The 12,239-nt window shown below is 63.5% G+C and carries 10 protein-coding genes, 1 tRNA gene and 1 riboswitch; of the genes, 2 read left to right on the forward strand and 9 right to left on the reverse strand.

Annotated elements, in window-relative coordinates; all coding sequences use genetic code 11:
• Window positions 1–30: 30 nt before the first annotated feature.
• A complete protein-coding gene (locus AC07OK_RS10050; RefSeq protein ID WP_494690181.1) occupies window positions 31–567 on the reverse strand; it encodes a c-type cytochrome in 537 nt (178 codons plus the stop codon).
• A gap of 204 nt (window positions 568–771) precedes the next feature.
• On the opposite strand from AC07OK_RS10050, the gene AC07OK_RS10055 reads away from it, so the two are divergent.
• Window positions 772–847: transfer RNA gene (locus tag AC07OK_RS10055), tRNA-Arg, on the forward strand.
• Between the two features lie 24 nt (window positions 848–871).
• Here AC07OK_RS10055 and AC07OK_RS10060 read toward each other — a convergent pair.
• From AC07OK_RS10060 to AC07OK_RS10090, 7 genes are all read right to left on the reverse strand, one after another.
• A complete protein-coding gene (locus AC07OK_RS10060) occupies window positions 872–2,002 on the reverse strand; it encodes a tryptophan 7-halogenase (RefSeq protein ID WP_494690182.1) in 1,131 nt (376 codons plus the stop codon).
• Window positions 1,999–4,155, reverse strand: coding sequence for a LodA/GoxA family CTQ-dependent oxidase (locus tag AC07OK_RS10065; protein ID WP_494690183.1), 2,157 nt, complete (start codon window positions 4,153–4,155; stop codon window positions 1,999–2,001). The genes AC07OK_RS10060 and AC07OK_RS10065 overlap by 4 nt, the downstream gene beginning before the upstream one ends.
• Window positions 4,156–4,178: 23 nt before the next feature.
• The gene (locus AC07OK_RS10070; protein ID WP_494690184.1) at window positions 4,179–4,520 is read right to left on the reverse strand and encodes a hypothetical protein; all 342 of its coding nucleotides are present in this window, start codon (window positions 4,518–4,520) and stop codon (window positions 4,179–4,181) included.
• A 28-nt stretch (window positions 4,521–4,548) separates the two neighbouring features.
• Complete coding sequence (locus AC07OK_RS10075) at window positions 4,549–6,165, reverse strand: tyrosinase family protein (protein ID WP_494690185.1); 1,617 nt, start codon at window positions 6,163–6,165, stop codon at window positions 4,549–4,551.
• 30 nt (window positions 6,166–6,195) lie between these two features.
• Window positions 6,196–8,238: a multicopper oxidase family protein gene (locus AC07OK_RS10080; protein WP_494690186.1), complete on the reverse strand. Its 2,043-nt coding sequence runs from the start codon at window positions 8,236–8,238 to the stop codon at window positions 6,196–6,198.
• 211 nt (window positions 8,239–8,449) lie between these two features.
• A complete protein-coding gene (locus AC07OK_RS10085) occupies window positions 8,450–9,538 on the reverse strand; it encodes a type II asparaginase (protein WP_494690187.1) in 1,089 nt (362 codons plus the stop codon).
• Between the two features lie 93 nt (window positions 9,539–9,631).
• Window positions 9,632–10,639 carry a porin gene (locus tag AC07OK_RS10090; protein ID WP_494690188.1) on the reverse strand — a complete coding sequence of 336 codons (1,008 nt, stop codon included), beginning with the start codon at window positions 10,637–10,639 and terminating at the stop codon, window positions 9,632–9,634.
• Between the two features lie 78 nt (window positions 10,640–10,717).
• On the opposite strand from AC07OK_RS10090, the gene AC07OK_RS10095 reads away from it, so the two are divergent.
• Window positions 10,718–11,011: a hypothetical protein gene (locus AC07OK_RS10095; protein ID WP_494690189.1), complete on the forward strand. Its 294-nt coding sequence runs from the start codon at window positions 10,718–10,720 to the stop codon at window positions 11,009–11,011.
• 137 nt (window positions 11,012–11,148) lie between these two features.
• Here AC07OK_RS10095 and cobA read toward each other — a convergent pair whose 3' ends face one another.
• A complete protein-coding gene (gene cobA / locus AC07OK_RS10100; RefSeq protein ID WP_494690190.1) occupies window positions 11,149–11,868 on the reverse strand; it encodes a uroporphyrinogen-III C-methyltransferase in 720 nt (239 codons plus the stop codon).
• A gap of 81 nt (window positions 11,869–11,949) precedes the next feature.
• Window positions 11,950–12,141: riboswitch (cobalamin riboswitch) on the forward strand.
• The last annotated feature ends 98 nt before the right edge of the window (window positions 12,142–12,239 follow it).

The raw sequence follows: 12,239 nt of genomic DNA on the forward strand, positions 1-12,239 counted from the left end.
TTGGGGCCGGTTCTTCTGGAGAGGCGGGGCTTACTTGGCTGGCGTGGCCGCTGCCGGCGCCGGTACTTCAGGCTCCTTGAACTTGGCGCCGCCTTTGTTGGCCATGTAGACCACGGCGCGCGCCACTTCCACGTCGTCCAGATCCGGATTGCCACCTTTGGCTGGCATGGCGCGCAGGCCTTCGACGGCGTGCTTGAGTACGGTATCGTAACCTTGGGCGATACGCGCGCTCCAGGCGCCAGCGTCGCCGAATTTCGGTGCACCGGCGGCGCCGCTGCCGTGGCAGGCTGCGCAGGTCGAGGTGTAGATGGCTTCGCCGGTCTGCAGCACTTTCGGTGCGCTGGAGTCTTTCAGCGTAAAGCCGGCGTCCGCGACGGGGGCGATGCGGGTAGCGATTTCTTCTGGGGCCTGGCTATTGGAGCCGGTGCCGGTCAATTTGTCTGCGGTCACGTACTGCACCAGCAGGATGATGCCAATTACTGTGACTCCAAAGAAGCCGACAACAGCAGCAACGAGCTGCTTGGGCGTTCTGATGGCGGATTCGTGTTCGTTATGTGCGTCGCTCATGATTTCCTTAACAGACTAATTTCGAAGCCGGGTGGCGTGAGAAGAAATGTATCAACCAGCTGCCTTGCAAAACCTTCACCAAACGGGCGATTATAGACTCAAAAATGCCTGCATGGAAACGCTAAGATGCTCAAAACGACACTTTCCATGGACGGCCCTCGATAAAAACGGTATCCTACGGCACACTTCAGAAATTCCCCCAGCGCGGCTGTAGCTCAGTGGATAGAGTATTGGCCTCCGAAGCCAAGGGTCGTGGGTTCGATCCCCGCCAGCCGCACCACAATTCCCCAATAAATTCAATGCCTTAGAGCGAGCTGAGTTGCATCATCGGCTGATCAAGCGAATTTTGGTGCAACCGGCGCCAGAATGGCGCGTTTGGCCAACGCTGTTCCCAGTTGTAGTAGGTGTTGCGCATAACGAGGTAGCGTCGATAGTCCTCGGCGATACCGTTCGCGCAGGCCGCGCTGGCACGGTCATGGATCGTCCGCGCCGCAGTGATCCCATTACTGATCGCCTTGACGATGCCCTGGGAGGTGATGGGATCGTAAGCGCAGGCGGCGTCGCCGATGGCTATCCAGTCGGCCCCGTGCAGCCGGTCGAGGCGGTAGGACGGCGCTGGAAAACTGAGTACATCCATGGCCAGCGGCGCGCTGTCGCCTGCCAGCCTGGCGGTGTTGGGCGCCGCCGCAAGCGCGCTCAGCCAGCGCTCCGGGTGCTGCAGGCGCAAAGCCTTGACGGTGGCCGCATCGCTGTAAAAAGTCAGCAGCAGGCTGGCGTCGGGCAGGTGGGCGGCATACCACCAGCCATGCTCTACCGCTTCCAGATGCGTCAGTCCGGATTGGGGGGCATCCGCCGGCGGGGCAAAGCGCATCGCCAGGCACACCAGCGGCAGCGTGTCGAGCTTGCGACTGCCGCGCTGGCGCGCAAACACTGCGCGCGCGCCGCTGGCATCGACGACAAAGTCGGCGTGGACCGTGGTCTGCTGACGATCGGTTGCCAGCTGGAGGTAGAAGCCGCCGCTGGCGGCTGGCGCGGAGGATGCCAAGGTGGTGAGCATGCGCAGCTCCGCCCCCGCTTGCTGTGCCTGCGCCGCCAGCAGGCGGTTGAAGCGTGCGCGGTCAAGATGCCAGCCATGCCCCAGCGGATCCATCAACGCATCGTTGTAGCCGCGCTGCGCGCTACCCCAGTAGGAACAGCTGCCATGGCAGGGCGCGTGCCCTTGTTCCAGGAAAGCCGGCGCCAGCCCCAGCTCGTGCAACAAGGGATTGGCCGACGGCGGCAGGCTCTCGCCGATGCGGAATTGCGTGTAGTCGCCGGCCTCGATCAGCAACACCGCCTGCATGCCTTGACGCGCCAAGGTCAACGCGCAGGCGCTTCCGGCCGGCCCGCCGCCAACGACGGCGACCCGGTAGCGCGGCGTCGGCGCTGCCGTCACGGTTTGGACGGCGAACCAGGCGGTGGATAGACGGCGTCGATTGCGGTGTTGCGCCAGGACTCGGCCAAATTGCTGTCGTCGCTTGTGAACAGGCTGGCCACCTCCAGGTACAGGTCCTTGTTTTTCGGCGGCGTGGGCATCGGGGAGATAGCGGTAATTTGAAGAACCACGCCGATCTTGTCCCAGTCCTGCAGGAACTGCGCACGCTGCTGGTAGCGGCCGACATGCAGCGCTGGCCGGTCGATTTTATTCTGCGGGTCCGGCACCCTGGGCACGTCGGCACGGGTACCGGGCCCGCGCACCGAGAAGCGGGGCGCTGGCAGTTGCCCGCCGCCGCTGGCCACCAGATCGTCGTAGGTGTAGACCGCGACCGGACGCTGCGCTGGCCAGGAGGAGTACAGCAGCGTGTTGGGCCGGATGGTATCCGGGTCGGTGACCACCGCGGTGGCGTCGGCGATGGCCTGCTCCGTGTCATACAGGACGCCGCCAGGATTCGGCGCCGGCATGTGGGTGGCGCAGGAGTTATAGTCGGTATGCCACGGCAGCGCCATGAATTTGGACAGGTCGCCGGGTTGCACCGGCGTGTCGCGCAAGGGGGTGTAGCCGATGCCCAGAAACGGCTGCTGCGCGACGGCGTCGCGATAGTTCAGGCGTTGCCGGTTGATGCGGAACGGGCCGCCGCTGTCGTGCCGCTGCCAGCCCCGTTGGTACAAGTTCGTATCGCGCACGATAAAGCTCATCTCGATGCCGGGACTGAAACGTCCACCCAGGCAGTTGAACAGCACGGTCTTGTCCAGCGCCTCGCCGGCCGCCAGCACTGGCGCCGGTTCGCTGCCGGTGGCGTACAAGTCATGCGCCCACTGGCCCATGAAGAAGTATTGTGCCGGGGTCAGCGACAGCAGGCTCTGGTTGGCGTCACCCAGCGACAGCGGCATCATGGGCGCGGCCGTGGCAGGCTCATGGTCCTGGCCGGGCGGACGCAGGAAGTTCATGATCTTGAATCCGTTGCGCTGGTCAGCCTTCATGTCGGCGAACAGGTCGTGTCCTTTGATGGCCCTGGATGGCAGGAAGGTGGTCCATTTTTGCAGCGCGGCGGCGCGCAGGACCGGCAGCACCTCGGCGTCGAAGTCGGTGCGATAGCTGGACTGATAACGCTGGCCGGCGTAAACCGTCGGTCGTAGCGCCAGCTGCTCCAGCCAGGTGCAGTACAGCTCGTCCCACAAGGTGACCACGTTGGGCGTTTGCGGCGCATAGGCCGGATCGGTGGCGATAACCCAGGCGCCGCCCTCGACCTCGCGCGCGCTGCCGTCGGCAAACAGCAGAATGGCGCTGACCGGGCCATCGGACACATCGTCGAACCAGTTGTTGTTGTTGACGTCGCCATCGAGCGCCGCGCTGGGCACGTGCTTGCCCAGCGCGTCGAACGCGCAGGCCTTGCCATAACCGCCAAGCACCACCAACCGGCCCGTGCTCTCCGTGCGGAGCGCCCCCAGCGAGCGGATCACGCTGCCGGGCACCGCCGCGTCGCCCGGCAGCGGGAAGGACAGCGGATAGTTCGGTGCGGCGCAGATGGCGGCGCTGGCGGCGTCGCCGTAGCAGGGCGTGGTCCCGGCGTCGAACTGGATCGCATGTTGCGCGCTGCCCAGCAGCGCGCGCGGCCCGGCATCGATGACGAGCTTGCTCAGGCGCGACGCATTGTCGAGGGCGCCGAAATCCGGATTGCGCAGCGCGGGCAATTGGCCGTCGACGAAAGGCTGGACGCCGTTGCCGCCTTGCCAGCTGTTGGCCTTCTTGTTCGCCAGATGCACGGTCCAGATGATGTCCGCGACCACCTTGCCGTCCACCACGCTGCCGGGCTGCACTTCGCTGGCCGGGCCGGCCGGCCAGGTTTCCGCGCCGTCGGCGCTGTCGAAGGCATACTGGTCAATGCGGAAGCGCGCCGCCTGCCGCTTCAGTCTGCCGCAGCTGTCGCGCAGCTCGGTGCTGAGTATGGTGTCGCGTTCGGTACCCGGCCTGATCGGCAGGCCGCCGGTCGTGTCCTGGCCGGGCTGGCGCATGCCGGCCATGCTTTCCGGGCCCAGGTAGTATTCCTCGCTGCTGCCGACGCGGGCAATGCCGATGGCCGGATGTATCCTGAGACCTGTGTACGCCATCTTGTTCTCCTGTGAGCTACGTCTTATGGCAGCATGCCGTCCCGAACCCATTGGTCGAAGATATCGATCGCCTGCTGCGGCATGCGGCCGTCCGGCGGCATCGGGTGCGGTGCGGATGCCACCCAGTCCTCGGTGCCGCCGCCTTGCTTGCGCAGCCGCTGCGCGGGGGGAACCCGCCACTTGCCGTCGCGGTCGCAGTCGTAGCCGTGGATGGCGACCTGTATCGCGTAATGGAATTCCTTGACGCTGGCGTAATCGTTCAGATACAGGATCTTCAGACCCGCGCCATTGGGCGCATTGATCGGTGGGGCCTGGTTCTGCATGTCGTTCGCGTATTTGAAGAACAAGACCAGTACGTCACGCATGAAACTTTTCGGTTCGCTCATAGCGCCCTCAATGTTGATGTGGTACTGGTGCGCAGCCGTTGGCGGAAATCACCGGGAGCTCGAAATTCGCCTGGCTGATTTGTCCCGCGCCGCGCTCGTTGGTGGTGACGGCCGCCGTCAGATGCCAGGCGGCGCCATGATGGGTTGGCACCAGGCTGTTGAGGATGCCGTTGACTTCTATGGCAATGCAGAGTGCGCCTCCATGGCCGTGGCCGGACAAGGCCCAGTGGCTGGTGCTGCTGACCAGATAGCGGTCGCGGAAAGCCTTGTCGGCGATCCTGGGCGGGCCGGGATGCAGGTAGACGTCGGCCTGGAAGCTGTAGTCGGGTGCGTCCGCTTTGCGCTGCAGGCGCAGGTAGCGCTTTGTGGTCCCGGTGGCGGTGGGGATGGCGTATTTGCTGCCGACCGTGATGCTGGGTTGGCCGACCGGGCCGTCGGCGGCGTCGTCGCTCAACAGTGCCGCAAACAGGCTCTTTTGATTGTCGCCGAAGACGAAGCCGGCGCCCTGGTGCGCATCGATCAGCCGCTGGATCGCATTCCTGCGGATGAACTCGCCACCGTAAGGCGGCTGATAGCCATAGCCTTGCTTGATGGTGTCGAAGTAAAGATCGGCTTGTCCCATGTGCGGCGTGTAGCTGTCGGCGGCTGGGAGCGTGCCTGCGCTGCCGGCGCTCCATCCGATCGGCTTGGGCAGCTTGCCATCCTGCTGCGCGCGCATTTGGGCGCTGCGGCCGTTGCCGGTGATGCCGGCGTCGCCATGTTCGTCGAGCCACTTCTCCAGGCTGTAATCGAGGAAATTGTGGAAGGCGTAAAACAGGGGATCCATGCCTGCGGTGGCGTTGTCGGCCATATTGCCGCCGATGTAGAACGCATGCATGTGGTTGTGAATGCGGGTTTCCAGCGCGCCGCCGCCGTTGCTGCCATATTCGTCACCGCCAAATTCCGGCCAGTCCATGTAATAGATCTGGTAGGCCAGCAGATACGGCGAGGCGGTCGCCATCGCGCTCGGCAGCCTTGCGCGTATGCGGGTGGCGTCGAACAGCGGCGAGCCTGGATCTTCGAAGGCCTGCGGATAACGCACGCCGCTGGGCTTGCGGGTGAAGTTCCAGTACGGTAGTGCGACGTCACGGGTGCTGGGGCCGCGTTGGCCGTCGGGGTCCGAGGCTTGCAGTGCCTGCTCGAAGTAGTACAGCTGGGCACGGTGCCATTGCAGGAAGGTGTTCTTCTGGTGCTCGCACTCGCCTGGACGCTCGGGGTGAAAGTTGGTATCGATTCCTGGACCGAAGTCGAGGAAGCCTCTGACATCGCAGCTGTTGCGATTCGGGTTGGCCAGCACTTGCTGCAGATCTTGCGGGGACAGCGGCGCTGCACGCGTCTGGTTGACTTGCACCGCCGGACAGTCATGCACCCAGGATTGCCACAGGTAGCCGCTGCGGTCGTAAACATTGAGCTGGCTTTTGCTCTTCAGCTCGGCCACGGCATGCTTGAAGGCTTCCAGCTCGGCAGGCGTCAGGTCGTCGATGTTCTTCCGGTAGTGCACCGGGCGCACGTCGTCCTGCGCCCCCGCGGAGAACGGACCGGCCAACAGCAGGCCGGCCAGCACAGTCAGGAGGATAGGGTTCATGCGTAGCGCTCCGGCAAGGGGGAGGGGAGATTAGTGGTGCTGGTGGGCGTCGCCCGCAGCTCCGCCCCTTCCGTCCGGCAGCACGACTTTGACGTTCTGCATCATGCCCTGGTCTTCGTGCTCCAGGATATGGCAGTGAAGTACGTACTCGCCAATGTAGCGCTCGTAGCGGGTGGCGATTTCAATCTTGTGCTTCGGCAGTACCAGCAGGGTGTCCTTCCAGGTGCCGACCATGTTCTGATAGTGGGGAGCGACCGGTTCGCCCGCCGTATTGGTAATGCTGATGATCTGGAATGGATTGACGTGAATGTGGAACGGATGTCCGCCCCGCTTGGACTGCAGCACCCACATCTGATCGGTGCCCAGCACCACTTTGTGGTCTATGCGGCCGGGATGGTAGACGTCTTCCAGCGAAGGTTGCGGCCGGTCTGCCGGCTCGACCAGGAAGCGGGTGATGTCTTTGCCACTGGCCTCGTCCTTGATGCCTGCGATGTTGAAGGTCACATATTCCTTGGGCGCGCTGCGCAAGCGGGCCACGTCCTCCGCGGTGAAGTCCGGATGCGGTGCAAACCTGCTGAGTTTGAATTGCTTCAGATCCGCCGCTATTTCATGCCTGAGATTGGCCGGCCGTATTGCTGGAGCAATGGCGTTGAACGCGCCCTGTAATTGCGATAGCAGGAATTCCTCAGGCGACTGCTCAGCCGGCGTTGGCGCCGCCGCTGGCGAAGGAGGGGTTGCGCGGATCACACCGATCAAGCGGGTGTTGGGAACGGCTCCCTTGTCCGCATTCTCGGGACTGGCAGGATTGAGGTTGGTCTCGCCATCGAACACGCAGTATGCACCGGTTGCCGGCAGTGAAAACAAGATATCGCTGCGATAGCCGGGCATGAGGAAATTGACTTGCTTGCGGATGATTTTTTCATGCGTCAGCCCGTCGGCGGCGACTTCGAACTGGGTGACGTCTTCACCGTCGCACAATGCCATCACCTTTTCATCCTGGTTGGGCTTGCTGATCGCCTCCAGCAGTTTGGCCGGGTCCTTGGCGCGGCGGATGTGGAAGGCGATCGACGCCTGGAAGCCGGTGTCGACCACGCGCCAGCGGTGCAGCTGGCGGGCAGCCAGCTCCAGAATGGGCTGGACCTTGCCGTTGACGGAGGTGTAGCGTCCCGATGTGCTCCAGGCGTCGGGCGGTTCGACCTGTCCGAACCCCTCCATCCCGGCGGTTTCGCCGCTGGCGCAAGGCCTGGTTGCGTCGCCATTGTCGTTGACGCAGCCGTAGGGGATCTGCTGCAGCAGAAGCACTTCCGCAGCGCTGCCCCGACGCGGCTGAAATTTTTTCAGCAGGATGTCGAGGTCGCCGTTCGCCTTGGCGGTGGGATAGCGCGCGCCTTCCACCACCAACGCCCCGGCCATGCCGCTGGCGACCTGCATTGCGGTCGAGCCGTGCGTGTGCGGGTGATACCAGAAGGTGCCGGCAGGATGATCGGAAGGGATGTTGTACTCGTACTCGAAGTTGACGTTGGGATGGATGGCGAGCAGGACGTTATCGCTGTTGCCGGACGGCGAAACCCACAAGCCATGGGAATGCAGATTGGTGACGTTGAAGCAGCCCTTGTGGCTGGGCAAATTGATATCCGTGCTGGCGCATTTTTTTGGATCCTGCTCCGGCAATTGGTTGTACAGCCGAAAGCGGACGGTTTGCCCTGGCCGCATCACCACCGTGGGGGCGAGGAAGGAGGAGGACGTCGGATCTTCGGCGTTCCATCCCTTGTCGGTGCGTTGCTGGTAGGCGCGCAGGCTGACCTTGTCGTAGTCGCCGGTGGTCGGATTGTAAATCGTGCCGTCGGCGTAGCGAATGAAAAGATCGTAGGCTTTTTCCAGGCCTCCCGGCTTGGCGGACGCGCGGGTGGGCGCGCGCAGGCTTTCCAGCAGCTGGGCCGGCGGATTCACCAGGCGTAGCTTGGTGGCCGCAGTGAGGACGGGGGCGGCGTGGTCGGTCTGCGCGGCCTGCGTGGTTGTGGCAAGGACAGCGAGGCATAACAGCGCCGGCTTGGAAAAAATGCGAGATTTCATGGAGGTTCCTAGCGGTTGAACTAAGGATTATTTTTGTATTTACATTTTTTTAATATCAAAAATTATCCATTGAGCAAGCCCCTCCAAATCTCTCCCTTTCTCACCTGTTGTTTTTTGTGGACTTTATGGCATCGCGCGGGCCCACAACCAGCCCTTCCTTGTGTGGCCCGACTGGCTTTGGTCCCGTTCAACCCTCGAAAATCGGATCGACTCAGTAGGTGTAGAACATGCGCTGGATTTCCTTGCTGTCGCTGGTCTTGGTCAGGGCCAGCATCAGCAGGATGCGCGCCTTTTGCGGGTTCAGCGTGTCGGACACGACGAAGTCCAGCGCGTCGTCGTTGGCCTCGCCGTTGCGCGCCACGATGCCCTGGCCGACGCGGGCCGAGCGCACGATCAGCACGCCTTGCTTGCGGGCTGCGGTCAGCGCAGGGGCGACCTTGGTGGCCAGGCTGCCATCGCCGACGCCGGCGTGGATGATGCCCTTGGCGCCGGCGGCCACCAGTGCGTTCAGCGCGACCGGGCCGACGTTGGCGTAGCCGTAGACGATGTCGACCTGCGGCAGCGCGTCGAGCTTGCTGATGTCAAACTCGGTGTCGGCCGTGTGCTGACGCGTGCTGGTGTGGTAGAAGTAAGGCTTGTTGCCCTGGATGTAGCCCAGCATGCCCAGTTCCGGCGTCTTGAAGCTGTCCAGGGTCGAGGTGTTGGTCTTGGTGACGTCGCGCGCGCCCTGGATCTGGTCGTTCAAGGACACCAGCACGCCCTTGCCGATGGCTTCCTTGCTGGCCGCCAGCAGTACCGCGTTGTACAGGTTGATCGGGCCGTCGGCCGACAGCGCGGTGCCCGGACGCATGGCGCCGACCAGCACCACCGGCTTCTTGCTCTTGACGACCAGATCCAGGAAGTAGGCGGTCTCTTCCAGAGTATCGGTGCCGTGGGTGATGACGATGCCGTCGACGTCCGGCTGCGCCAGCAGCGTGTTGACGCGCTTGGCCAGCACCAGCCAGTGTTCGTTGCTCATGTTTTCGCTGGCGATCTGGAACACTTGCTCACCCTTGACTTGCGCCACCTTGGCCAGTTCCGGCACGGCCTGGATCAGGCGGTCGACCCCGACCGTGGCGGCGGTGTAGCCGACCGTGGTGGTGCTGGTGGCGCCGCTGCCGGCGATGGTGCCGCCGGTGGCCAGGATGGTCACATGGGCCGATGGCGCGGCGTCAGCGGCGCGGACCGCTGGAGCGGCCCCGGCCAGCAGCGCCAGGGCGCACAGCGCGGACAGCAGACGGGAGGAAATAGTAACGTACATAGAGTCTCCAAGAAAGATCAGGGGTGGGATAGGGGCTGATCCCGAAAGGGGGCCAACCCCGGTGGTGCTTTGTGGGTTTGATTCGCCGAGATGTCAGAACTTATGCCGGATCCCGAGCGCCAGTGCTCGCGATCCATTTCCAGCTGCCGGCGCGCTGCCGCCGCTGGAGGCATCGCCGACCACATTGGTGGCGGCCAGCTCGTTGCGGAGGGTGCCGTATGAGCTGTAGAGGTTGGTGCGTTTGGAAAGAGCGTAGGTATAGCCCACCGCAAGCTGCCTTCCGCCGCGTTGGGTCGCGGAACGGTCCTGCTTTTTCACATACGAGGCCAGCAGCTTGCCCTGTCCGAGCGGCACCGAGGCACCCAGCAGGAAGTCGCGGAAATCGCCGCCGACGTCGTTCTTTTCGGTTTCAAACGCGGCGTGCACGGTGGCGGGGCCGAAGTTGTAGCTGGCGCCCAGCAGGACCTCTTTCATCGTATTGAAAGAAGTGACCTTCAGGCTGTCATATGCCAGGGTTCCCACCAACGGGCCCGCGGCATAGTCGATGGAAAAAGCGATGGTACGGCCCAAGGTGCTATCGCCGGCCTGTTCGCCAAAACCATACAGCGCGGTGGCCGACAGTCCATTCAGCTTGGGCGTCGCATAGCTGATGGTGTTATTGGTACGTGCCGTGCCGATGCTCATCAGATTGGTGGCGGCGCCGGTAAAGCCGGTTTCAAAGGGGTCGATGCCGTCCAGCGCGATGAAGATCGGGTTGCATTGACGGCCCAGGTTGACGGTACCGGCGCTGGTGGTCAGGCCGACATAGGCATGGCGGCCAAACAAGGCGCCGTTCTGGCGCGCCTTGCCGGTGTCGAGATCGAGCCCGTTCTCCAGCACGAAGTGGGCGTTCATGCCATTGCCCAGGTCCTCCTGCCCCTTGAAGCCCAGCCGACTGCCGGACTGCACGCCAGTGGCCAGCTTGTTGACCGCGCCATCGGCGCCCCCTGTTTCGCGGGCGATGCCCGCGTCCAGTATGCCGTAGACGGTGATGCCAGATTGCGCCGAGGCGGCGCCGGTTGCGGAGGCGAGCAAGAGACCAGCTACTAATGATGCTTTCATAAACGATCCAATTAAATTGTGCGGTAGGTACGATCACGCGACCGGGCGCATTGGAGCGCCGCATCCGGAAAATCGAGGGTGCAGCGATACCCGCCGGACCTGCGGGAGCAAGGTCCGGGCTCGGTCAGCCGTGAAATTAGCGATGGAGTGACGCGCAAGCGGCGCCGCCAGACGGGCGGTGCCGGCGCTTACGTCAAGAAGCTGGCTTGCGCGTTCGGGCGGGAATTACTTTGTTCATTTTTTGTCTCCGTTTTATTTGTAGTAAAAAGCGATCCGAAACGGATGACCGCCATCGAATATACTTTTCACAACAGAGATAGCACTATCCGTGCCATCGGAATGGCAAGCCGGACTATTGAACCAAGCCATTGATTACATGGGGTTCTTTTGAGATGGGTGGGGCCAGGCGTCGAGGCCCGAGTATGAACTTTCATACTCGGGCCTCGAGCCGATTTTCAATTTCGTTACCGCCGCCGCGATAGGCTTCCCGTCGCGGCGAGGTTATGGTCTTAGTCAGGCTGGTGCACACGCTGCTGCAGCGCTTCGCCGATCATCACCAGCACCGGGCCGTGCGCCGCTTCCAGGCCGTCGGCCAGGTCCGACAGCGTCAGCCGCGCAATCCGCTGGTCGGCGCGGCTGCAGTTTTCTATCACCACCACCGGCAGATCCGGCCGGCGGCCCTCGGCCAGCAGGCGGGTGGCGGTGGCGATGGCTTCGCGCCCGCCCATGTATTGCACCAGCGTGTCGGTGGCCGGCAGCGCCGGGTGCTGCGGTTCGTCGGGCGCGGTGCTGGAGGTGAAGAAGGCCACGCTGCGGGCCACGCCGCGCCGCGTCAGCGGCTGCTTGGTGGCCGCGGCCGCGGCCAGCGCGGTGGTGACGCCGGGCACGACTTCGACCTCGATGCCCTCGGCCTCCAGCGCGCGCAATTCCTCGTCGGCGCGGCCGAACAGCATCGGGTCGCCACCCTTGAGCCGCACCACCGTCCGGTGGCGCTGCGCCGATTCGACCAGCTGCTGGTTGATCAGCGTCTGCGCGGTCGAGCGCTGGCCGGAGCGCTTGCCGACCGAGATCAGCTGCGCCTGCGGACACAAGGCCAGCATCTCCGGCGTGACCAGCGCGTCGTACAGCACCACGTCGGCCTGCGCCAGCAAGCGCGCGCCGCGCACCGTGATCAGGTCGGCCGCGCCCGGCCCCGCGCCGATCAAATAAACTTTTCCCTGCACTGTCATGGCATTTCCTTGAAGACGTTCCAGCGCGCATGATACCGGTTGCGCGCGATTTGGTTTCGCTTGGCACGTGTCGGCGAGCTGGTGTAATATGCAACATTGGGTGCGCCAGATCCGTACGGAGATGGCGTTAAACGGGAAACCGGTGCAATTCCGGTGTAGCCCCCGCTGCTGTAAGCCAGACGAGTCCGTCAACACGTCACTGCCGTAACACGCGGGAAGACACGGACAAGGATGAAGGCGAGCCAGAATACCGGCCCAAAAAATCCAGCACCATTCCCCGGGGTAAAGGGAAGCCGCTGTCGACCGGCTCTCCGCTTGCCTGCTGTCGACCGTCTTTTCCTGCTCCCGCCTGGTGTCCATATAGTCCATTC

This window comes from Duganella sp. GW821-FHT07G03 (assembly GCF_059418605.1).